The sequence below is a fragment of the Neorhizobium sp. P12A genome, from assembly GCF_008365395.1.
GTDB lineage: Bacteria > Pseudomonadota > Alphaproteobacteria > Rhizobiales > Rhizobiaceae > Rhizobium.
Window position 1 is genome coordinate 35,580 of the sequence record NZ_QOVX01000022.1, and the last position, 21,327, is coordinate 56,906.

Sequence of the window (21,327 nt, forward strand, 5' to 3'; positions counted from 1 at the left end):
AATGAGCGAAGCCGTTGCCGGCGCACCCGTTCTCGAGATGCGGAATATCAGCAAGACCTTCGGCAACGCGAAAGCTCTATCAAACGTGTCGTTGGTCGTTCACGCTGGTGAAGTTCACGCGCTCATGGGTGAGAACGGGGCTGGCAAATCCACGTTGATGAAGGTGCTATCGGGTGCATATAAGGCCGATCCCGGAGGCACTATTCTAATCGACGGGCATCCGATCGTAACCGGTGATCCGATCCGCGCCAAAGCGGGCGGTATTTCAGTTATCTATCAGGAATTATCGCTCGCGCCCAACCTTACCGTCGCTCAGAACATGTTTCTTGGAGCAGAGCCGGCGCGATATGGCGTGCTCGACCAGAAGACCACAAGAGAGCTCGCCGGACCGATCTTGAAACGCCTTGGTATTGAGTTTGGCCCTACTCAGCTTGTGGCCAACCTCTCCCTCGGTGAGCGGCAGATGGTCGAGATTGCGCGGGCATTGACGACGAATGCGCGGATTATCGTCATGGATGAGCCGACGACATCGCTGACCTCTCGGGAGACTGACCGGCTCTTTGAAGTCATCGCCGGACTGAAGTCCCAAGGCATTGCGATTATCTATATCAGCCACCGCATGGAAGAAATCTACCAACTCGCTGACCGCGTAAGCGTACTTCGTGACAGCGCCTACGTTGGCACCTTGGATCGCAGCGAGCTTTCGGCATCAAAACTTGTATCGATGATGGTTGGTCGCGACCTATCGTCCTTTTACAAGAAAGAGCATCGAACGTCCGATGGTCAAGCTAAGACCGTCCTGTCGGTGAGCAATATCGGCGACGGACGGCGGGTGCATGGTTGCTCGTTCGATGCACACGCCGGAGAAGTGCTCGGTGTTGCCGGTCTCGTTGGCTCCGGCCGAACCGAGCTCGCGCGGCTGATCTTTGGGGCCGATCAAAAGACATCCGGTACCGTTTCCCTCGACGGACGGGAGCTGACGATCACCGGGCCGAGAGATGCGATGGACGCCGGCATCGCGTACCTGACGGAAGACCGCAAAGGTCTTGGTCTTTTTCTCGATATGACCATCAACGAGAACATCAACATCGGCGTCATTGGTAAGGATGCGTCGAGAGGGGGTGTGTTGAACTTTGCGGCCGCAAAAGCCAGGGCAGCGCACGCGATTTCTTCCCTATCGATCAGAACACAAAGCGCGAGCATCAATGTCGGCGCACTGTCGGGTGGCAATCAACAGAAGACATTGATCGCTCGCCTGCTGGAAACGAAACCGCGTGCCATCATTTTCGACGAACCCACGCGCGGCGTCGACGTCGGCGCCAAGTCCGAAATATATCGCATCATTGATGAACTCGCTCACACCGGCATCGCCATCGTCGTGATTTCCAGCGACCTGCCTGAAATCATTGGCATCGCTGATCGCGTGTTGGTCATGAGAGAGGGGCGCATCGCGGGAACTATCACCGGTTCAGCAGATCAACCTATTACCCAAGAGGCGATCATGGCCTTTTCGACGGGTTCGGCCGCCGAAGTCGCGTGAGCCTACACGAAATTAAAAAAGACGGGATGAGATCATGACCGCAACTTCCGCTGAGCAGCCCAAGGTTACTAAAAGTCGGTTTCGATCGACACTCACCGCGCTTGGGATGCTTCCAGTCCTGGTGATCCTGGCGATCGGATTTCATTTGCTGAGTGGCCGCTTTTTGAGCGTCAACAACCTGTCGATTGTCATGCAGCAGGCGTCCATCAATACAGTGCTCGCCGCAGGCATGACGTTCGTCATTCTCACCGGAGGCATAGATCTTTCGGTCGGTTCGATCCTTGCAGCTTCCGCCATGATCGGCGTCATCGTCTCACTCGTTCCTGATGTCGGAATGCTCGGTATTCCAGCAGCGATCGCCGTTGGTCTTGCCTGCGGCATCGTCAATGGCGGGATCATCGCATTCCTCAAGTTGCCGCCATTTATTGTCACCCTCGGGTCGTTGACTGCGATGCGCGGCATCGCTCGCCTGCTCGGCAATGACACGACGGTCTTCAACCCAGACCTGCCGTTCGATTTCATTGGCAACGGAAGTTTCTTTGGCGTTCCGTGGCTTGCGATCATCGCGCTGTTGACGATCGTCATTTCGTGGTTCGTGCTGAAACGCACCGTTCTGGGAACCTGGATCTATGCCGTTGGTGGCAACGTCGAAGCCGCCCGACTGACCGGCATCAAGGTCCCGCTGGTCCTGCTGTTCGTCTACTCCATGTCCGGCCTTTTGTCCGGCCTCGGCGGTGTGATGTCAGCTGCTCGCCTCTACGCCGCGAATGGTCTTCAACTCGGCCAGGCTTATGAACTCGACGCCATTGCAGCTGTAATCCTTGGCGGGACCAGCTTCGTCGGGGGTGTCGGCTCAATCTGGGGCACGTTGATCGGAGCGCTCATCATCGCGGTGCTCTCCAATGGCCTCATTCTCGTCGGCGTGTCCGACATCTGGCAGTACATCGTCAAAGGACTTGTCATCATCATCGCCGTAGCGCTCGACCGCTATCGGTTGAAAGGGCTTAGCCGCACGTGAGGTGCGACTGAAGAGACCGGAATCTTACCGGAAACAGGGGTGCGCCGGGAGTGCCACCACAAAGGAGGAAAATATGCGTATGATTTCCAAGCTTCTTATGGGAACGGCACTCGCGGCGGCGATTGCGATGCCCGCAGCCGCCAAAGATCTCCAAAAGATCGGGATCTCGGTTGGCCTTCTCGGCAACCCATTCTTTGTCGCGACGATCAAGGGTATCGAAGACAGCGCCAAGAAGATAAATCCGAATGTTCAAGTGACCTCGGTATCAGCCGACTATGACCTGAACAAGCAGGTTTCGCAGATAGATAGCTTCATCGCAGCTGGCGTCGATATCATCATGCTGAACGCCGTCGATGCCAAGGCGATCGCACCCGCCGTGAAGAAGGCCCAGGCCGCTGGCGTTATCGTTGCCGCGTTCGACGTTTCCGCACCGGGCGCTGACGTTACCGTGATGACCAACAACATCAAGGCTGGTGGGGAAGCCTGCCAATACATCGTCGATCAGCTTAAGGGTAAGGGCAACGTCGTCATCATAAATGGGCCGGCCTCCTCGTCTATCATTGACCGGGTCCAGGGCTGCAAGGCTGTCTTGGCGAAAAGCCCTGACATCAAGATCCTGTCCGACGATCAGAACGGTCAAGGTTCGCGCGACGGTGGCCTCGCAGTAATGCAGGGTCTCCTGACACGCTTCGACAAGATCGACGCCGTTTTTGCGATCAACGATCCGACCGGTATTGGCGCGGAACTGGCTGCCAAGCAGCTGAACCGCAATGAATTCTTCATCACCTCGGTCGACGGCGCACCAGATATAGAAAAATCGCTTGCCAGCGGCAAGTCGATGATCAAGGCGTCCGCCTCGCAGGATCCGTACACCATGGCCGGCGACTCCCTGAAGATGGCTGTCGACGTCTTGAACGGCAAAAAGCCCGCAGAGCCGACGGTACTCCTCGATCCGAAGTTGATCACGGCTGACAACATCAAGGATTACAAGGGTTGGACAGCAGCTCGCTAAGAGCCTCCTAAACGAGGGACCCGCTCAGCGTAATTTTCTGTAGCGGGCCCTCAAACTCTGACTGCAAGCAAGGAACGGTCGTCACATGTCCAAAATCGGTGTTCATTCATTCGTCTGGAGCGCAGGTTCATCTAGAGATGAGCTGGAAAGAGCTCTTACCCGCACCCATGAGCTTGGATACAAGCTGATCGAGTTTTCCTATCTTGATCCTCAGCAAGTGGACGTGAAGTGGCTCGCCGGCAGACTACAAGAGCTCGGCCTTGATGTTGCAATCAGCATGGGACTTCCACCGGAGGGGGATATATCGAGCACAGACCCATCGGTCGTACGAAATGGCGAAGATATCCTAGACAGGGCAGTCGGACTTGTTCGGGATCTAGGCGGCACGAAACTCGCAGGCATCCTTAGTTCGGCGCACGGGAAGCAAGAACAAGCACCGACGAGAAGAGCCTGGGACACCAGTGTCTCCGCCCTGACGAAAGTTGCCGATCGAGCCAAGGCATCCGGCGTCACCCTTAATCTTGAGATCGTCAATCGCTTCGAAAGCAATATGCTGAACACGGCCGCACAAGGCATGGCCTATATCAGGGACACTGGAGCCTCGAACGTCCTACTGCACCTCGATACGTTTCATATGAATATTGAGGAGGCTGACGTTGGCCTGGCGATCCGCCATGCAGCTGATAAGATTGGATACGTTCATATCGGTGAAAGCCACCGCGGCTACCTCGGAACAGGCAACATCGATTTCGCCGCGATATTTGACGGTCTTATTGCTATCGGTTGGAACGATTACGTCACCTTCGAGTCGTTTTCGACTACGATTGTCGATAAAGATCTGTCTCTCAAGACGGCCATCTGGCGAAATCTTTGGACCGACAACGTGTCTCTTGCAAAGCACGCCCGGACATTTATTGAGATCGGACTGGAAACGGCAAAGCGTAAGGCTGATCTGGTCAAAAGTGCGCACTTGCCTGGCTGACGATTCATGGCTGGTTGACAAGTTTCAAAAATGCGTTGTGCCACGAAGAATGTGTTTTCAGACACTTACGCGATCTAGCCAAGCTGTCGCCGTTTCGATCACTTTCAAGAGCAGATTACTTATTGAGCGACTGGATGTTTGAATGTTCAGACTGCCCAGGATGGAACATAGCGTGTATTGCGCTACCCTTGATCAGGATCCATCCGGACGGATTAAACAGGGCATATTGTGCTTGGATCAGCACCTCATCTCCTCCCGGAGCGTTTGGTTCTGGAATGTCAATGATGCTGACACTCGCCAAGGGGCTGCTGGAAAGTGAGGATGAACTGCTTTGACGGTAACATCCTTTGAGCTCGGGTGGTCGCGGCAACTCGGGCCGCGACGCTGCCCCAATGCGGCCTCTAGAGAGATTTCGCAGCCTTCAGCTTCTTGACGAAGGCGTCACCGAATGCTTCGGAAGAGAACGGTTGCTGACCGCTGACCACCTCACGGTCTTCGATCACGTTGACACCCCATAGACCCACGCGGTCGACATGGGCACCCGCCTGTGAAAGTGCGTCAGCCGCGTAGAACTGCACCTGGCCGCCCAGCTGATTGCCTTTGCCCTCAATTGCGTGTTCTTCACCGGATGAGAAAACCGTTAGACGATAGCCGGCGTAAGGCCAGCCTGCAGCGAGGCTGGCTGCTTTAAGCTGATCGCCATCGACCATTGCCCTCCGGAAAGCGGCCGGATCAGACATCGTCGAGAGTAGGGCAGTTGGACCGTGACAGATTACGCCAGTCGGGCGACCGGTAGTGTGGAAGGAGGAAAGGATCTTTCCAAGCGTCGCGTCCTGCGACAGATCCTGCATGGGCGCGTGTCCGCCGGGAATGAAGATACCGACAAAGCCGCTCGTCCCTTCATCGAGGACGCTCTGGAGGGTTTTCGGCTTATGCAGTTCTTTGTAGTCGGCAATGAACTTTACAGCGTCGTCAAGTGCCTCTTCGTTGTTCCCGTAGAAGATCTTGTCCTTTGATACCGGGTCGTATGTCGTATCTTCGCCCTTCGGGTTGGCAAAAACCGGGGTGAACCCGGCATCGACGAGCTTTCGCAGGGGAATTTCGAGCTCATCGAGATAGTAGCCCGTGTTGTATGTCTTGCCATCGCGCAGCTGAAGTTTCTGGGCGCTTGAAAGCACAACGAGAACCTTGCCACCATCGGCCGCCTGCGTAGCCAATCCGCCCGCGAGCGACATGAACGCTGCGAGCCCTGCGAGAGCTATATTACGCCCTCTTGGATATTTCATTTTGTCATTCATGAATGGAGAGAGGGGGGAGACCCAGATTTTCGTCTTTGGCATATCAGAACTCTTTTCAATCTGATGCAGGATAATGTGACCGGTCACTTTGAAATATTGCAGAGAGAGCCGGACTACGGCCTTCCGTAGCGATACTTATATATGACCGGTCACCTTAATGAGTCAAGCGACACATGGTTATTTGAGGAGAACTCGGAACGCAATCTTGAAGAATTCATCGACGGGCTTGCGGGTCCTCGTCACCTTCAATTGCATGGCAACGCCCTCCCAAGCTGTCACTAGAAAGCGCCCTAACTCGTCCGCATCTAAAGCCGTCGAAACGGTGCCTTCAGCTTGCGCTTCCCTGAGAACTGCTGCAACGGAACTGCTCCACAGGCCATATATGCGATCAAGAGCCTGCCGCATCAGCGGATAATCCGCGGACATTTCGGTGCCGAAATTTCCCAGAAGGCAGCCGCGCTCGAACTCCCACGCTGCATAACCATCAGCCAGAAATTCGAAATGCGTCTTCAATCGATCGAGGGGTGTTTTTGTTTTGTCAAAGAGCATGTCTATTCGGCTGCTCTGGCCATAGGGCTCCAAAACCTCCAAGGCCAGAGCCTCTTTACTTTTGAAATGGTTGAAAAACGAGCCCTTAGGCACGCCGGCCGCTTCAGTGATGTCTTGTATCGAACTGCCGTTGAAACCCTTCGCGTGGAAGGTCTCGAGGCCGGCTGCGACTAACTTCCCACGTACACTCGGTCTTGGCATTCTGTGTCTTCCTTCAAAAGCTACCATTTATATGACCAGTCACTTTGAATGTGACAAGTGGAAATTTGGGATCATTCGAGTTGGGGGAGAAGTCGCCGGGACCTTCGGACAATTCGCCTCTGCCAGGATCAAACTTCCCAGCGTTGGCACCTGGCAAGCCGGACGGCATTCTTCTCGCGAAGAGCGGTATCCGTATTCGCGCCGAGCTCAAGCTTCGTCGGCTTCCACTTTGGTCGTTTGTCCGTCGCCAGTATTTGCCTGCCAAGGTGACGTTCCTGCCCAAAAGGTCGAAGATCGGGTTGATCCTGCCGAACGCCCCCTGTGGACCTAATGATGCGATAGAAACCACTTGCGTCTGTGCATATACACAGATAGGTGTTTGCATATGGATGATCTTGGACCTTTCGCTTGCCACTGCGTCGCCACCCGACAGATGTCTCGCCACATATCGCGCATCTATGAGCGTCACATGGCACCATCAGGCATTACAACGACCCAGTTCGCGATTTTGAGTTTCCTGGAGGGGAAACCGATGTCGGCAAATGAGCTGGCCGATATTCTGCTCATGGATCGAACCACCCTTCTTAGGGCCCTCAAACCGCTTCGCGAGAAGGAGCTTGTCGTCAGCGCCCACGACACTGCGGAACGACGACGTCACCTGTTTTCGCTCACTCTCCTGGGTCGCGCCAAGATCGAAGAAGCCGAACCTTTGTGGCAAGCCGCGCAAGACGAATACGAGCAGCAGGTCGGAGCGGAAAATGCGTACCGCCTGCGCAGCGAATTTCTGAGCCTGACAGGCGCAAAAGTATGAATACGCAAACCGAGCGAAAGATTCACTTCAAACTGTGCATATACACATATAGTACGTAGAAAAGGATAAGAGCATGACATCGAGATTGGCTGGAGAAGTTGCGGTCATTACCGGCGGTGCAACAGGTATCGGTCTCGCGACCGCGAAGAAGTTCGTTTCCGAAGGCGCTTTCGTGTTCATCATGGGGCGGCGCAAAGCCGAGCTTGATGCGGCGGTGGCAAGCCTTGGCGAGAATGCCTACGGAGTTCAAGGCGACGTAACCAAGCTTTCCGATCTCGACCGCCTCTATGAGGTGGTCTCAACGCGCAAAGGCAAGCTTGATATCCTGTTTGCGAACGCCGCGATCGCAGAGGGATCAACGCTCGACCAGGTGACCGAAGAGCATTTCGATCGCCATTTCGATATCAATGTCAAAGGCATGGTCTTTACGGTTCAGAAAGCGCTTCCGCTGCTGACATCAGGGGCATCGATCATCGTCACCGCCTCGATCTCCGGCGTCAAGGGACAGGCCGGTCTCGGAATTTACTCGGCGACGAAAGCAAGCATTCGCAACCTCGTCAGAACCTGGGTGCTAGACCTGAAGGGGCGCGGTATTCGCGTCAACGCAATCAGCCCCGGCACAACAGTCACGCCAGGTCTGGACGGACTTGCCGGCCCCGATGCCGACCTGAAGGGCTTCTACGAATATCTGGGGAATCTGGTTCCGCTTGGACGCAACGCCGAGCCTTCAGAGATCGCAAACGTGGTCGTCTTCCTGGCGTCCGATGAGGCGAGCTATGTGAATGGCGCCGATATCCAAGTAGACGGCGGCCTGGCCCAGATATAGCGCAGCCCTCTATCCCCGGACATTCAAATCATGGCGAGCACGTCAATTGAGGCGTGCCCGCCCTTGGCCGTCCATGTCTTGAAAAGTGGGATAAACGTCATTTACGCCATGGCGCAGGCCACAGATCATAGCCACACCCTGTGCCGGTGGAACCGCCCGGGCGCCACAAAGGAAATCTCAATGTCAGCCTATATCGTACTCACGCGCCTGCGCATCAGAGACCAGGCCGAATTTGATCTTTATGCGCAGCAGATCCCGCAGTCGGCCGTTGGCCACAACGTCAAGCGCCTGGCGGGAGGCACGAAATTCGAGGTCGTCGAGGGACCTGATGTCGAAGCTGTCTTTATCCTCGAGTTTCCCACCTATGACGAGGCAAAGGCCTGGTACGACAGCCCGCTTTATCGGGAAGCAAGCAAGCATCGTTATCTCGGCGGCGATTTTACCGCCGTCATCGTGGACGGCGTGCCTTCCGCATAGCGATGCCGGTTCGCTGCCGATCGGGAAGGGGCTCTGAGAGGCCGCCTACGGCGCCTCTCAGATACATCAATAGAGCCGGGACCTGGTGTTCCTAGTGGGTGGAGAGCAATTCCTCATAGGCATTCAGCAGATAGTCACGGCGACCTCGACGGTCCTCGTCTTTTTCCCGATGCCGTTTAAAGCGGTTTCGATCGCCATCGGCAAATTCAACACCCGCTGATTGCTTTCCACTCATTGCGAGCTCGGCTTCGATCCACTCGATCATGAAAATGCTGCTGTCCATAGTGCTTCTCCGCTCCTGATCTGGTCCAATCCGTATCGGCCGAGCCACTATTCGATCAGTGGGAGGCCAAGATGAAGCATGTCTCTATGCAAGACACTGTTCCAATCCGTGGACGGAATTGGGATGTCCGATACAGAGAAAGCAAGCACCGCGCGGCATTGCCCTCATTTTTTGGAATAGTCCCTTTCGTCAAATCTCTCTTCATTAAAGTCCGGTGTGGCCGCACGTTCCGTGTCGATAGCTGCCACATGTCGAGGCCGCTCGAATGGAGATCCAGTCATGAAACTCTTCTATCATCCCCTCTCCGGGCACTCGCATCGAGCCCGCCTGTTTCTCTCGCTGGCCGGCCAGGCTTTCGAACCCATCGAAGTCGATCTGATGAAGGGAGAGCACAAGCAGCCGGAATTTCTGAAGCTCAACAGCTTCGGCCAGGTGCCTGTGCTGGTGGACGGAGAGACCGTTGTCCAGGATTCGAACGGCATCATGATCTATATTGCCAAGAAGCTCGGCAAGACGGATTGGCTGCCCGAGGATCCGGTCGGTGCGGCGAGGGTGCAGCGATGGCTTTCGATTGCTGCCGGTCAACTGGCCTTCGGGCCAGCCGCAGCGCGGCTGATCACTGTGTTCGGCGCAAAATTCAATGAAGATGAAGTCATCGGACGCGCACATGCCCTGCTTGGGGTGATCGAGAAAGAACTATCGCAAAGCAAGTGGCTTGCGGCGGGTCACATCACGATCGCCGATCTTGCGATCTACAGCTACACGGCCCGGGCGCCCGAAGGAAATGTCGATCTGTCGGCATATCCGAACGTCGGCGCATGGCTTGCCCGGATCGAGCAGCTCCCCGGCTTCATCCCGTTCGTCAAGACGCCGGTCGGCCTGACGGCAGCAGCCTGATCCCTCTGAAAGCGAGTCACGGCGATGAGTACACAAACTTCCATCGTGGCGCAGTCGCCATGGCACAAGGGCGAACTCGAGATCCAGAAGAGGGTCGGGGTCGCGGAAAAAATGGACGATATCGGCCGGCGCTTCATCCGCAACAGCCTGATCGAACAACATCGGCTCTTCTACCCGCAGCTGCCGTTTCTCGTGGCCGGCACGGTCGATCCTGACGGAAATCCCTGGGCGACGCTGATTGTCGGGCGCCCAGGTTTTCTGCAGGCGGCGGACGAGCATACCCTGAATATCTCGGCTCATCGTGATCCGACCGATCCGGCGGATCAAGGGATGGCAAATGGAGACCCTATTGGCCTCCTTGGCATCGAACTGCATACTCGCCGTCGCAATCGCCTCAATGGCAACATCGCCCGGACAGACGGGGCCAGCTTCGACTTGAAAGTGGTCCAGAGCTACGGAAATTGCCCGCGCTACATTCAGCTCAGGGACTTTTCCTTCATTCGTGAACCGGGCGCTCCTTTTGCGGGAGAGGTGGAAACGCTCAGCGCTCTCGATCCAGACGCCCGTCACCTCATCGTGGCGGCGGACGCCTTCTTTGTTGCGTCCTATTCCGAAGAGTCCGGAATTCGCCAGGTGGACGTCTCCCACCGCGGAGGAAAGCCCGGTTTCGTCAGGATCGGACCGGATGACGTTCTGACGATTCCCGACTTTGCCGGTAACCTGTTCTTCAACACGCTGGGCAACATCCTGGTGAATGGCCGAGCCGGCCTTGTCTTTACCGATTTTGTGACAGGCGACTTGCTGCAACTCACGGGCAGGGCAGAGCTTGTTCTGGACGCCGCGGAGATCGAAACCTTCCAGGGCGCAGAGAGGCTTTGGCGCTTCCGGGCCGAAAGGCTCGTTCGTCGCAGAGGCCTGCTTCCCATCCGGTGGACTGCTCGCGAGGGCGGTGAAAGCCCTTACTCGACCATGACCGGGGACTGGCATCAGGCGGCTGAGCGATTGATTGCCCAGGAACGTGCCACGCAATGGCGCCCCTTTCGCGTCGATCATATCGTGGACGAAAGCACGGTGATCCGCTCGCTGTATCTCTCCCCGACTGATGGCGCCGGCCTTATTCCGCACAAGGCCGGGCAGCACCTTCCCATTCGCGTTTTGCTTCCAGGCGAAGATGCCGCGACGATCCGGACTTATACCTTGTCGGTGGCGCCGTCGGACGGGGTCTACCGCATCAGCGTCAAGCGCGATGGCAAGGTCTCGCAATATCTGCATCAGCTGTCTGAAGGCGCGATAATCGAGGCCCGTGGCCCCGCGGGCGCCTTTACGGTCGATGCGCTGCAGGCCCGTCCCGCTGTGCTTCTGGCCGCCGGTGTCGGCATCACGCCGATGCTCGCGATGCTTCGCCATATCGTCTACGAAGGTCTGCGCAAACAAAGGGTCCGCAAGACCTGGCTCTTTTACGCGGCTCGTTCGAAAGCCGAACAGGCATTCATTCCGGAACTTTCCGAACTCGTTACGGCAGCCAATGGAGCGGTGCGCGTCGTCCGCGTGTTGAGCAACCCCGAGGGGGCTACCGACGGTGTCGATATTGACCAGGCCGGCCGGATCAATATCGATCTATTGAAACGATCATTGGCGCTCGATGACTACGACTTCTATCTCTGCGGTCCGCCGGCGTTCATGCAGGAAACCTATTCCAGCTTGCGGTCCCTCAATATCGCCGATGCTCGCATCCTTGCAGAAGCCTTCGGACCGGCTTCCATTCGCCGAATACCGGATGCCGTACGACAAACTGCCAAACAGCTGCGTCCGGCATCACGCTCCGTTCCGGTCATCTTCGCAGGATCATCGAAGGAAGCCCGCTGGACGCCGGAAAGCGGCACCCTGCTGGAACTCGCGGAGGCCCGTGGTCTCTCTCCGGCGTTCAGTTGCAGAAACGGTTCCTGCGGCACCTGTGTCACAAAGATCCTCAAGGGGGCCGTTGCCTACAAGGAGACACCGGCAGCCCCTGTCGGTGACGATGAAGTGCTCATCTGCAGCGCCTATCCAGCCGCCGAGGGCAATGAGGATGCCGGGGGGCTGCAGCTTGCGTTATAACGGTTGGCTCAGTTGAAGTGCCGGTTGGCCCGCAATTTTGCCACCGCGAAATCGATGAAGCTGCGGACCTTGGCCGATGCCTGCCGGCCATCCGGATGGACGACATGGATCGGCAAGGCCTCCTCGTCGTAATCCGACAATACCGTGTGCAGCTGACCCGCTTCAAGCTGGGTTGCTATCTGGTAGGACAGCACGCGCGTCAGCCCCCATCCCTGCACCGCCGCTGAAATCGCGGCATCATTGGTATTGCAGAACAAGCGTGGATTGACGCGAACCACGGATTTTTGTTCCGCCCCGAAACGCCATTCGAGAGAAGCCCACGCCCCCGTGGGCGCAATGATGCGATGGCGGGGGAGATCGGCGGGTTCAGCAGGCACGCCGTGCTTCTCGAAATAGGCCGGCGACCCGCATATGACACGCTTCACCTGGCCGACGCGTGTCGCGGTGAAGCCGGAATCAGGCAGGTGGCCGATGCGGATCGCGACGTCGGCGCCCTCATCGACGATATTGACGACGCGATCGACGAAAAGGGTGCGCCCGATGACATCGGGGTAAAGATCCAGATATTCGGTCATCAAAGGCAGCACGAACATCCCGCCGAATAGGACCGAAGCGGTGACGGTGAGCGTGCCGGTCGGCTTTCCGTAAGCGCCTGCAGCCGCCGCCTCGGCGTCAGCGAGGTCCGCAAGAAGCCTTTGGCAGTCGGCAAAATACCGGGCCCCGGCTTCCGTCAGTTTCACCGATCGTGTGGTACGGGTCAGAAGCCGCGTCCCGATGACCTCTTCGAGCACAGACACTGTGCGCGTGACTGCGGGCGGGCTCATATGGAGCTGTCGCCCCGCATCCGCAAAACTCTCGGCTTCCGCGACCTTCACGAAAACCTTCATTGCCTGCCATCGATCCATGCGATCCACATTCGTTTGATCCGTCAGACTCCATCTGGAGATCTGAACGCTTCTTCATTCGTCGAACCACATTGATCCTAGGTACCGCAAGGCATTTATCAAAATTATCTTATCGTGAGGACGGCAACTCCGACCGTCTTACGATGTCAAAGATGTCGCAAGCGATAGCGGCTAGACCGAAGACAGTCAGCTTCCGCCTGGTACGGGCGATTGCATCCTCATCGTCGGCCTGAACCGCGAGCGCGAACTTTACGGCGATATCGATGACCGCGTCGAAGCTTCCGCCGCGCTTTGCGGCGTCGACCTCCGCCCCTGTCAGCGCTATCCGCCTGCCCTCAATCTCGAGCACTTTGAGAGAGGTGAGATCGTTTCTCCGGCTTGCAAGGGCAAGTTCGATCTGCACGCGCATGGCCGGTTTCATGGGTTCCTTGACCAAGTTGCCCTCCGCAAACCATTGCGCCTTCGGCGTGGCTGAGGTTGCTATTGCTGGCGTATTGTCACGCATGGGATACGACGGCTTGCCCGACACCGTGATCGCGGAACCCTTTTCGTTGAAGAGCGGATTCCACGCTACATCCGTACGGCCTGCCGTTCCTTTCATGAAGAATGCTTCTCTTGAATGCTTTCTTCCTGTCGGTGGAACAATCGGGTGCAGACATGTGCCCGCACCCACCGTTACGCACGATTATTTTTCAGTTGCGAAGTAGAGCAGAGCGACGACTGGAAGGCCCAGGCCGATCCAGGATGGCAGGTTCCAGCCGCCATGCGCATATGCCCAGCCTCCGACGGCAGAGGCGATTGCACCGGCGATATACCATGTCGTCATATAGACGGCATTGAGCCGCGCGCGCACCTCTTGTCCCTGTGTGAAGATGGCGCGCTGGCCGGTCACCAGCGTGGTGGTGATACCGAAATCGAGCAGGATTGCCGCGGCAACGAAGAATGAGAGAGAAAGCGTCGATCCCTGCTCCGCGATATGGGTGATCAGGAATGCCGCACCGACAGAGACCATGCCCAGGCCCGTGGCCGGACGGCTCCAGCCCCGGTCGGCCATACGTCCCGCGATCGGAGCGGCAATGGCCCCGGCGACACCGGCAAGAGCAAACAAACCGACCCCGGCCTGCGATAGATGAAACATTGGACCGGTCAGCAGCAGCGGCGCCACCGTCCAGAACATGGTGAAGGCCGCAAATTGAAAGGAATGATAGATGGCGCGGCGTTGCAGGACACGGTTCGTGCGTGCGATCGTCCACATCGAGGCGAGAAGTCGTCCATAGGTGAGCTTGCTATGTGGTTGCCGTTTGGGCAGGGCGACGCGTAGGGCAACGGCCAAGGCCATCATCGCTATTGCCGAGAGGATGAAAACCGTATGCCAGGAGCTGAGATCAGCAAGAAAGCTCGAAAGCGGGCGCGACAGCATGATGCCGATCATCAGGCCGCTCATCACATTGCCGACGGTTCGTCCACGGATGGATTCATGGGCCAGGTGCGACGCGTAGGGCACCAGAATCTGAACCGAAACGGATGTCAGGCCAACGAAGAGCGCAGCCACAAGAAAGGTCTGCGGATGGTTGGTCAATCCGGCGGCTGCCAGCGCGATGACACTGGCGCCGATCATCGCGAAAACCAGGCGGCGATTTTCGATCAGATCGGCCAGAGGAACGATCAGGATCATACCGGCGGCAAAACCGAGCTGTGTCAAGGTGACGATCAGCCCTGCAGTCTGCGGCGTCATACCAAGGTCGCCGCTGATCAGACCGATCAGGGGTTGGGCATAATAGACGTTGGCGGTAATCATACCGCAGGCAGCGGCAAGCAATAGGGTCAGCCATGCGGGAAGGCGATGGACGCCCGATACCGCATGGTCGACAGCGGCTTCTACAGTCACTATTTTTCTCCTTGGTTGCGAATTTAGGAAGCGATCGCTTCCTAAATAAATAAAAAAATTAATCGAGCGTCCTCATTGCTGCGTCGACGACGGCGATGAACTCTTCGCGCGTCCTGCCAGTCTTGCCGATAACCCGCAGCCCCTGCAGCACGCAAAGCATCAGACGTGCCGTGCCCCGACTGTCGATCTTGATCGAGATTGAACCGTCGGTCTGTCCAAGCCGTAGCAGCTCTTCCAGATGGGACTCTCGCCGCTTGAAGACCTGCTCGGCCCGTTCGGCGATTTCCCGATCCGAGGTTGCAAGCTCCACGGCGGTGCTGATCGTAAGGCATCCCTGAATACCGGCCGTTCCATGCGAAAGGCCGACATAGAACAACAGCGCTGCGTGAATTTTATCTCTCCCAGAAGAGGCCGAGGCCAGCACCTCACGCAGGCGCGCGTCACGTAGGGAGGATTCGCGTTCAAGAGCCGCAAGAAACACGCCGCGCTTATCCCCGAATGCCTTGTAGAGACTTCCCATCGTCAACTGCATGACCTCTGCAAGATCGTCGATTGACGTGCCATGGAAGCCGCGCTCGCAGAGCAAGGGGATCGCCCGATCTACCGCCTCGGTCATGTCAAATGCACGCGGACGGCCGCGCGGCTTCGAAACTGTTGCTGAGGTCGGATCACTTCTTCTCATAATAGAAATATGGGAGCGATCGCTTCCGAAGTCAATAGGAAGCGATCGCTCTCTAAAGCTTACGCAACCTTCGGACGGGCTGAGTGCAATGGAGATTGGACGCCCCCAATCGCAGAAGGGTTGGCGCGGCGCAATTATTCCTTTGTCTGCAACGGTGCATTGCCGAAAGATGGAATTCTCTTCCATCCGGTCATCGGCGAACATCGCCTCATCGATCAAAGCATTGGTTCGCAACGATAAAAGGAAATTATGATGACCAGGAATCCTCTGACCACTCTCGCTGTAGCAAGTGCAACGCTCGTCATGGCGGCAGCCAGCTCCACTGCCTATGCAGCGCCGGTTCTCTATCGCAGCATCACCATCGACGGCGTGAAAATCGCCTATCGCGAAACGGGTTCGACCGACAAGCCTACACTCCTTCTTCTGCACGGCGTTCCCAGTTCGTCGCGAATGTATGATGGCTTGATGCAGAAATTAGGTGATCAATATCACATGGTCGCCCCGGACTATCCGGGGTTCGGTAACAGCGATGCGCCTTCGGCAGCAGATTTCTCCTACACTTTCGATCATCTTGCGCAGATGATGTTGAAGTTTACCGATGCCCTTCATATGCAAAGTTACGTGCTGTTTATGCAGGATTATGGCGCCCCGGTCGGGATGCGCCTTGCGATGGCTCGTCCTTCCGCCGTCCATGGGACCATCTTCCAGAACGGCAATGTCTATGCGGAAGGGCTAGGCCCGATGTGGGAGAAGCGGAAGGCCTTCTGGAAGGATCGTGCGGCTCATGAACAGGAAGTTCGCAAAGGCCACCTCTCGCTGGAGCTTACACGAACCCGCCATCTCGGCAGCGATCCAAACGTTGAGGCCTACAATCCTGACCTCTGGATGGACGAGTTCGCGTATTTGAACAGGCCTGGGCAGGCGGAAATCCAAGCCGACCTAATCTACGATTACCAGTCCAATATTGCCTCTTACCCCCTCTGGCAGAAATGGCTACGCGATCACGGCTTGCCTGCACTCGTGATTTGGGGAAAGTACGACCTTGCCTTCACACCCCCAGGGGCCGAGGCGTTTAAAAGAGATCTCCCGGATGCGAAGATATTCCTTTTAGATGCCGGCCATTTCGCAATGGACACGCGACTCGAGGAAGTTTCCGAACTGACCGATGCCTTCATGCAAAACCCACAAAGTACTTTTGGGGGTCGGCCATGAGGTGGGCGAGCCCGGATGCACTCACTAAAGCGCCGCCAAGCGAGGTGCGCACTTCGGTGGAGATGAAATGGGGGATAGCTTGGTCCCCACGATGCATGACGCCTATCGATCAGTCATCGACCGACGTCGTTCGCAAGGCGGCAGGAGCCGTCAAGAGCGGCTGAAACCGCTGTTAAGCACGAGGATCTGGAGAGACTGCCAGGAAGCGGTCTCTCTAGTCTGACGGCAGCCCGGATCTCGCGCAAGTCTCCGCTGCAGGGCTGCATACATGTCCGCGACCTACCAGCGTCTTCGCGCTATCTGAGTCCAGCAGATCGCTCACCCACCTTTTGAGAGCAATATAATCGCAGTGGGGCGGTTGCTTAGTCAGCGAACCCAAAATGCTGCTTCTAAGCACATAGCTGTTTCGCATTAGTCGCCCGTGGTTCAATCCCCATCAAGGCGCGACCATTATTACCGGCAGGTGTGGAAATCGATCCACGCCTGACCGGAAGCGGGAAATAGGAGCGTAGTTTTAAGAAATGATGTATTGGGGGACAGCCCATTGGTTAGCGGCGGCCAGGTCCATTGGCACAGATTTTATGGATCCGTGCCTTTCGTCGTGCGTCCTCCCGACATCGCTACGCGCAGGTTTGCAGGGTTGGCTAATCTCGACATCTTCATCACAAGCATATTTCGAATGCTGATACCTTACAGCGGCAGCCGCTCCAAGCACCATGGCCGACTCATTCAGCTGCCTTGCCGCGCCGGCTGCGCAACGCGAGTCGTCGGTCGCAAGGCAGGCGTCGCGGCGTCTGATATCGAGATTGTCGATATGCTAAAGTCGGCAGGCGCGCACTTGTGTCTAGGCTCTTCGCGCCGCCCGAAGTTGGCGCGCAAAACGCGGGAAGGACAGAGATGAAAGTTCGGCCGCGATGCGTCCGGATAGGAAAATGAAGAAAGACGAAAGCCCGACTGCGGGAGACTGTAGGGCGCCAGGTGGTATTCGAGGCCGCCGGTTCCCCGATGGGAAAGAAAGCACGAAACGCGCGATGCAGTATCGTCGCGGCCGCGCAAAATTTCGCCGCCGCTGACGGTGACGCCTGTGAATAAAACTCCAATCCGCATCCTAACTCCATTTGCTGAGAGTCTGATCCATTCTCTTCAGTTTGATGTCAGCCTCCCATGCGATGGGTTCTAGATTGCACGGAAGTTGGCGGCTCGGCCGCTATCTTGGGACAAATTGACGATTGAAGGCTTTGACCTTGCAAACCAGCAAAAGCTCCGCGAGCTGCGTGACTACCCTAAATGTTGAATTCCGACATGACAGGCACTTCCGCCTGCTGACCAATCCTCCCGCCGCCGAGCGACTTTTGAAAGCAACGCAATATGACCTCTAACCGAGCTCTGGTCTCGGGACTGTTCTTTCTATTAGCTATTCGCCTATTGGCGATGATCTGGGTTCCTCTGACTGATCCTACTGAGGCACGTTACGCTGAGATCGCCCGAATCATGGTCGACACCGGCAACTGGATTACGCCCCAATTCGATTATGGTATTCCTTTCTGGGCGAAGCCGCCGCTGCATACCTGGCTCGCGGCGATCGGTATTGAAGCGTTTGGTTCCTCGCCGTTTGCTGCACGCATAGGCATATTATTCTCAACCATTTTGACCCTGGCGATCGTGTGGCGCTGGACGCGAAGTGTCAGTGATTCCAGATCCTCCATTGTCGCCACTTTGGTGACAGCTAGCACCGGCGTATTCTTTTTCTCTGCGGCTTTCGTACAAACCGACATGGTGTTGACGCTCGGCGTTGTCGCGAGCATGGCCGGCTTCTACAATGGTCTGAAGGGCAGCCGTTCCTGGGGTTGGCTATTTTTTCTCGGGCTTGCTATCGGGCTTCTTGCCAAGGGTCCCATTGCGGTAGTTCTGTCAATGACGCCCATCGCGCTCTGGATGATATGGCGGCGCGACTGGCAAACACTGACGCGACTGCCCTGGATCGGCGGAACAATCCTGTGCCTAGCATTGGTCTTACCCTGGTATGCATCCGCAGAAATAGCCACGCCCGGATACCTGCGGTACTTCTTGATAGGGGAACATATCGAGCGCTTCTTGGTGCCCGGTTGGAAGGGCGATCTTTACGGCTCAGGGCGCGAACATGCCAAGGGTACGATATGGCTTTTCTGGATCATCGCCACTTTGCCCTGGAGTCCGCTACTGCCGGTTTTGCTCTGGCGGTATCGAAAGACACCCATTTTCGACGATGAGGGCCTTCATCTATATCTGCTGTTGTTCGCGCTGACGCCGCTGGTGTTTTTCACTGCGGCGGCGAACATCCTTATCGCCTATGTTCTCCCTGGCATTCCTGCCGCGGCGATACTTGCTGTCATCCTATGGACCCGGATGAGAAGCCCGGGAGGTTTCTGGCTCAAGTTGGGACTGGCTGAAATCACGGTGTTCACAGTCGGTCTGATCTGTATCTCTATTTTTGACGGTACGCGTACGTTGCTTCCAACAGAAGACAGGCTCGTTGCCGTCTACCAAGGTAGGGGTCGCCTCGCGATATTGCGGGGTCGCAGTTTCTCTTCCGAATTTTACAGCAAGGGTGAGGTCACCAAGATAAAGTCCATGGACGATCTTTCCAAATGGCTCGCTGCTGGCGACGGCGTATTGGTGCGTAGGGCTGATAGAGATGCGCTCGACACGCGCTTTGGCAGCGCTCTCAGCTTCCTATCGGAAGACAAGAACTATGCACTCTACATCAGCAACGGAGCACCAAATGTCCAGTAGGCCGTTCTCCGTATTCAACGTCTATCAGAGCCGCGTTGTCGACCGCATGAACTATGTGCGCAACCTGCTAAAGCAGGATTTCGATGTCAGCGTTTCGTTCTTCTCGCCCACCTGCATTTTCGAGTATTTCAAACGATGCCACTGTTGTCAGTCATATCGCCTTTCCTAAACGAGTGGGACACCGCTGAGGCCTTCGCGCGGTTCGTGAAATCCATGTCCCTTGAGGTTCGCCAGCGCTTTGGCCTTGATGTCGAGGTCGTGCTGGTTGACGACGGCAGCACCGATGGCAGCACTGCCCGTTACCGCCAGGTGCTCGAAGGCAATTGGCGGATCGTCGAGCTCAGCCGCAACTTCGGCAAGGAAATTGCTCTCGTTTCGGGCGTCGAGGAAAGCCGCGGCGACTACGTGCTTATGATTGATGCCGATCTGCAGCATCCTTATGAGGTTTGCATTGATATTATCAACACCTTGCTCGCCGACCCCGATCTTGATGTTGTTTACTCAATACGTGCTGACCGCATGCAGGAATCATGGCCGAGAGCGTTTGGTGCCAAACTCTTTTACCGGCTGATCAATGGCGGCCAACGTTTCGTCATCCCCGAAAACGCTGGGGATTTTCGCATCATGCGCCGTGAAGCAGCAAACGCTCTCCTGACCATCCGTGACAAGCGGCGCTTCAACAAAGGTCTCTATGCTTGGATGGGTTTTCGCCAGAAAGGAATTCCCTATACTCCTGACCCACGCGCGGCCGGGAAGACCAAATGGCCCAGGCTCGCCCTGGCGGCCCTTTCCCTGGAAGGCATTACCTCATTTTCTGCCGTGCCGCTTCGGATTATGTCAGCGATCGGCGTAGGGATCGGCTGCGCGGGGATGGCTTATGGAGTTGAACTCATCATGAAGGTTCTGCTCTTTGGCACAGATGTTCCAGGTTATCCGAGCTTGATGGCCTCGATTTCCGTCCTCGGCGGTTTCAATCTCGCACTTCTAGGGCTGCTGGGCGAATACATCTGGGTGACGATCGCGGAAGTGAAGGACCGGCCACTTTACATCGTACGGCGGATTCATCGATCAGGGCCGTCGCAATGAACGGTCGTAACGTCAATATCATTGCTGATGATTATGGTCTCTCGCCCACTGTCGATAGTGCAATCAGGATGCTTATGGGTTGCGAGGCGATCGATGGTACGTCTTGCATAACTGTCTTTCCGGAATGGATGGCGCAGGCGAATTTATTGCGCCAACAGGCCTCAAGATCCAAAAGTCAGATCGGATTACATCTTACCTTGACAGATTTTAGACCCGCCTCGGGACGGGGAGATGAAGAACCCATGCCAAAGCTTCGACGCCTCTTGATATCTAACCTATCTAGCACTCTCCATTGCGAGGACATTAAAGCAGAACTCGATGCGCAACTGGAGCGCTTCATCGAAGGTATTGGCAAGCTGCCAGATTTCATTGACGGTCACCAGCATGTTCATTTTCTTCCGATTGTGCGCCGATGGTTGGAAATGCGCGTTGATAGGCTTAGGCACGACAATCGCTTGCCGTGGTTAAGAGGTGCCCCGTCGATAGCTTTTGCGAGCGGCACTCGGACGAAGACGAAGGTTGCTGTTGTTCGTATGCTCGCTAATGGCTTTGATCGACAGATGACGGCTGCAGGATATGTCGTGCGTGGACCACTTGTTGGATTTTATAATTGGGCAAAGCCGAACAAGTTCTCCGACGTCCTTCAGCTAGTCGAGAACAAGTCACCAAAAGGGGCAGTACTGATGTGCCATCCCGGTTGGGTAGACGAGACGCTTATCAGTAGAGACACGATGGTGACGGCGAGGCCATACGAATTTGAGCAATTGATGCGCCGGATGTAGCCACCTGCG

Annotated in this window: 21 protein-coding genes; 14 read left to right on the top strand and 7 right to left on the bottom strand. The window is 56.4% G+C overall.

Annotated features, from left to right (window positions below):
* Window position 1 precedes the first annotated feature (1 nt).
* The 4 genes from DTW90_RS31625 (at window position 2) to DTW90_RS31640 (ending at window position 4,552) form a co-directional block, all read left to right on the top strand.
* Window positions 2–1,540 carry a sugar ABC transporter ATP-binding protein gene (locus tag DTW90_RS31625; protein WP_246665128.1) on the top strand — a complete coding sequence of 513 codons (1,539 nt, stop codon included), beginning with the start codon at window positions 2–4 and terminating at the stop codon, window positions 1,538–1,540.
* Window positions 1,541–1,574: 34 nt separating this feature from the next.
* The gene (locus DTW90_RS31630) at window positions 1,575–2,558 is read left to right on the top strand and encodes a ribose ABC transporter permease (protein WP_132528174.1); all 984 of its coding nucleotides are present in this window, start codon (window positions 1,575–1,577) and stop codon (window positions 2,556–2,558) included.
* 73 nt (window positions 2,559–2,631) lie between these two features.
* Window positions 2,632–3,570, top strand: coding sequence for an ABC transporter substrate-binding protein (locus DTW90_RS31635; protein WP_132528175.1), 939 nt, complete (start codon window positions 2,632–2,634; stop codon window positions 3,568–3,570).
* Between the two features lie 85 nt (window positions 3,571–3,655).
* Window positions 3,656–4,552 carry a sugar phosphate isomerase/epimerase gene (locus DTW90_RS31640; RefSeq protein ID WP_149343532.1) on the top strand — a complete coding sequence of 299 codons (897 nt, stop codon included), beginning with the start codon at window positions 3,656–3,658 and terminating at the stop codon, window positions 4,550–4,552.
* A gap of 401 nt (window positions 4,553–4,953) precedes the next feature.
* Here the strand turns inward: DTW90_RS31640 and DTW90_RS31645 are convergent, their stop codons facing one another.
* Together DTW90_RS31645 and DTW90_RS31650 are read right to left on the bottom strand one after the other, a co-directional pair.
* Window positions 4,954–5,838: a type 1 glutamine amidotransferase domain-containing protein gene (locus DTW90_RS31645; protein ID WP_188080116.1), complete on the bottom strand. Its 885-nt coding sequence runs from the start codon at window positions 5,836–5,838 to the stop codon at window positions 4,954–4,956.
* 189 nt (window positions 5,839–6,027) lie between these two features.
* Complete coding sequence (locus DTW90_RS31650; protein WP_149343537.1) at window positions 6,028–6,600, bottom strand: TetR/AcrR family transcriptional regulator; 573 nt, start codon at window positions 6,598–6,600, stop codon at window positions 6,028–6,030.
* Between the two features lie 385 nt (window positions 6,601–6,985).
* Between DTW90_RS31650 and DTW90_RS31655 the strand changes: the two genes are divergently transcribed.
* The 3 genes from DTW90_RS31655 (at window position 6,986) to DTW90_RS31665 (ending at window position 8,714) form a co-directional block, all read left to right on the top strand.
* Window positions 6,986–7,411, top strand: coding sequence for a MarR family winged helix-turn-helix transcriptional regulator (locus DTW90_RS31655; protein WP_149343539.1), 426 nt, complete (start codon window positions 6,986–6,988; stop codon window positions 7,409–7,411).
* A 73-nt stretch (window positions 7,412–7,484) separates the two neighbouring features.
* Window positions 7,485–8,237, top strand: a complete 753-nt coding sequence (locus DTW90_RS31660; protein ID WP_149343540.1) for an SDR family oxidoreductase — start codon at window positions 7,485–7,487, stop codon at window positions 8,235–8,237.
* Window positions 8,238–8,417: 180 nt separating this feature from the next.
* A complete protein-coding gene (locus DTW90_RS31665) occupies window positions 8,418–8,714 on the top strand; it encodes a DUF1330 domain-containing protein (protein ID WP_149343542.1) in 297 nt (98 codons plus the stop codon).
* Window positions 8,715–8,805: 91 nt separating this feature from the next.
* On the opposite strand, the gene DTW90_RS31670 is transcribed toward DTW90_RS31665, so the two are convergent.
* Window positions 8,806–8,997: a hypothetical protein gene (locus tag DTW90_RS31670; RefSeq protein ID WP_149343544.1), complete on the bottom strand. Its 192-nt coding sequence runs from the start codon at window positions 8,995–8,997 to the stop codon at window positions 8,806–8,808.
* Between the two features lie 279 nt (window positions 8,998–9,276).
* Between DTW90_RS31670 and DTW90_RS31675 the strand changes: the two genes are divergently transcribed.
* Together DTW90_RS31675 and DTW90_RS31680 are read left to right on the top strand one after the other, a co-directional pair.
* Entirely contained in the window at window positions 9,277–9,894 is a 618-nt protein-coding gene (locus DTW90_RS31675) for a glutathione S-transferase (RefSeq protein ID WP_149343546.1), read from the top strand.
* 24 nt (window positions 9,895–9,918) lie between these two features.
* Window positions 9,919–11,991, top strand: coding sequence for a pyridoxamine 5'-phosphate oxidase family protein (locus DTW90_RS31680; RefSeq protein ID WP_149343548.1), 2,073 nt, complete (start codon window positions 9,919–9,921; stop codon window positions 11,989–11,991).
* Window positions 11,992–11,999: 8 nt separating this feature from the next.
* Here DTW90_RS31680 and DTW90_RS31685 read toward each other — a convergent pair whose 3' ends face one another.
* From DTW90_RS31685 to DTW90_RS31700, 4 genes are all read right to left on the bottom strand, one after another.
* Window positions 12,000–12,896, bottom strand: a complete 897-nt coding sequence (locus tag DTW90_RS31685; protein ID WP_149343549.1) for a LysR family transcriptional regulator — start codon at window positions 12,894–12,896, stop codon at window positions 12,000–12,002.
* 109 nt (window positions 12,897–13,005) lie between these two features.
* The gene (locus DTW90_RS31690; protein ID WP_246665129.1) at window positions 13,006–13,497 is read right to left on the bottom strand and encodes a hypothetical protein; all 492 of its coding nucleotides are present in this window, start codon (window positions 13,495–13,497) and stop codon (window positions 13,006–13,008) included.
* A gap of 84 nt (window positions 13,498–13,581) precedes the next feature.
* Window positions 13,582–14,784, bottom strand: coding sequence for an MFS transporter (locus DTW90_RS31695; RefSeq protein ID WP_246665130.1), 1,203 nt, complete (start codon window positions 14,782–14,784; stop codon window positions 13,582–13,584).
* Window positions 14,785–14,842: 58 nt separating this feature from the next.
* Window positions 14,843–15,400: a TetR/AcrR family transcriptional regulator gene (locus DTW90_RS31700; protein WP_246665131.1), complete on the bottom strand. Its 558-nt coding sequence runs from the start codon at window positions 15,398–15,400 to the stop codon at window positions 14,843–14,845.
* A gap of 318 nt (window positions 15,401–15,718) precedes the next feature.
* On the opposite strand from DTW90_RS31700, the gene DTW90_RS31705 reads away from it, so the two are divergent.
* The 5 genes from DTW90_RS31705 to DTW90_RS31725 all read left to right on the top strand — a co-directional run bounded on the left by DTW90_RS31705 (window position 15,719) and on the right by DTW90_RS31725 (window position 21,318).
* Entirely contained in the window at window positions 15,719–16,678 is a 960-nt protein-coding gene (locus tag DTW90_RS31705) for an alpha/beta hydrolase (RefSeq protein ID WP_149343553.1), read from the top strand.
* A 1,368-nt stretch (window positions 16,679–18,046) separates the two neighbouring features.
* Window positions 18,047–19,450 carry a glycosyltransferase family 39 protein gene (locus tag DTW90_RS31710; protein ID WP_149343555.1) on the top strand — a complete coding sequence of 468 codons (1,404 nt, stop codon included), beginning with the start codon at window positions 18,047–18,049 and terminating at the stop codon, window positions 19,448–19,450.
* Window positions 19,440–19,619 (top strand): hypothetical protein, encoded by a 180-nt coding sequence (locus tag DTW90_RS31715; RefSeq protein ID WP_149343557.1) that lies wholly within the window; start codon window positions 19,440–19,442, stop codon window positions 19,617–19,619. The genes DTW90_RS31710 and DTW90_RS31715 overlap by 11 nt, the downstream gene beginning before the upstream one ends.
* Entirely contained in the window at window positions 19,586–20,536 is a 951-nt protein-coding gene (locus tag DTW90_RS31720; RefSeq protein WP_149343559.1) for a glycosyltransferase family 2 protein, read from the top strand. The genes DTW90_RS31715 and DTW90_RS31720 overlap by 34 nt, the downstream gene beginning before the upstream one ends.
* Window positions 20,533–21,318 (top strand): ChbG/HpnK family deacetylase, encoded by a 786-nt coding sequence (locus tag DTW90_RS31725; RefSeq protein ID WP_149343561.1) that lies wholly within the window; start codon window positions 20,533–20,535, stop codon window positions 21,316–21,318. The genes DTW90_RS31720 and DTW90_RS31725 overlap by 4 nt, the downstream gene beginning before the upstream one ends.
* Window positions 21,319–21,327: the final 9 nt, after the last annotated feature.

Coding starts and splice junctions, on each gene's coding strand:
- DTW90_RS31625 (WP_246665128.1), top strand. CDS start 2: ATGAGCGAAGCCGTTGCCGGCGCACCCGTTCTCGAGATGCGGAATATC.
- DTW90_RS31630 (WP_132528174.1), top strand. CDS start 1,575: ATGACCGCAACTTCCGCTGAGCAGCCCAAGGTTACTAAAAGTCGGTTT.
- DTW90_RS31635 (WP_132528175.1), top strand. CDS start 2,632: ATGCGTATGATTTCCAAGCTTCTTATGGGAACGGCACTCGCGGCGGCG.
- DTW90_RS31640 (WP_149343532.1), top strand. CDS start 3,656: ATGTCCAAAATCGGTGTTCATTCATTCGTCTGGAGCGCAGGTTCATCT.
- DTW90_RS31645 (WP_188080116.1), bottom strand. CDS start 5,838: ATGAAATATCCAAGAGGGCGTAATATAGCTCTCGCAGGGCTCGCAGCG.
- DTW90_RS31650 (WP_149343537.1), bottom strand. CDS start 6,600: ATGCCAAGACCGAGTGTACGTGGGAAGTTAGTCGCAGCCGGCCTCGAG.
- DTW90_RS31655 (WP_149343539.1), top strand. CDS start 6,986: ATGGATGATCTTGGACCTTTCGCTTGCCACTGCGTCGCCACCCGACAG.
- DTW90_RS31660 (WP_149343540.1), top strand. CDS start 7,485: ATGACATCGAGATTGGCTGGAGAAGTTGCGGTCATTACCGGCGGTGCA.
- DTW90_RS31665 (WP_149343542.1), top strand. CDS start 8,418: ATGTCAGCCTATATCGTACTCACGCGCCTGCGCATCAGAGACCAGGCC.
- DTW90_RS31670 (WP_149343544.1), bottom strand. CDS start 8,997: ATGGACAGCAGCATTTTCATGATCGAGTGGATCGAAGCCGAGCTCGCA.
- DTW90_RS31675 (WP_149343546.1), top strand. CDS start 9,277: ATGAAACTCTTCTATCATCCCCTCTCCGGGCACTCGCATCGAGCCCGC.
- DTW90_RS31680 (WP_149343548.1), top strand. CDS start 9,919: ATGAGTACACAAACTTCCATCGTGGCGCAGTCGCCATGGCACAAGGGC.
- DTW90_RS31685 (WP_149343549.1), bottom strand. CDS start 12,896: ATGGATCGATGGCAGGCAATGAAGGTTTTCGTGAAGGTCGCGGAAGCC.
- DTW90_RS31690 (WP_246665129.1), bottom strand. CDS start 13,497: ATGAAAGGAACGGCAGGCCGTACGGATGTAGCGTGGAATCCGCTCTTC.
- DTW90_RS31700 (WP_246665131.1), bottom strand. CDS start 15,400: ATGACCGAGGCGGTAGATCGGGCGATCCCCTTGCTCTGCGAGCGCGGC.
- DTW90_RS31705 (WP_149343553.1), top strand. CDS start 15,719: ATGACCAGGAATCCTCTGACCACTCTCGCTGTAGCAAGTGCAACGCTC.
- DTW90_RS31710 (WP_149343555.1), top strand. CDS start 18,047: ATGACCTCTAACCGAGCTCTGGTCTCGGGACTGTTCTTTCTATTAGCT.
- DTW90_RS31715 (WP_149343557.1), top strand. CDS start 19,440: ATGTCCAGTAGGCCGTTCTCCGTATTCAACGTCTATCAGAGCCGCGTT.
- DTW90_RS31720 (WP_149343559.1), top strand. CDS start 19,586: ATGCCACTGTTGTCAGTCATATCGCCTTTCCTAAACGAGTGGGACACC.
- DTW90_RS31725 (WP_149343561.1), top strand. CDS start 20,533: ATGAACGGTCGTAACGTCAATATCATTGCTGATGATTATGGTCTCTCG.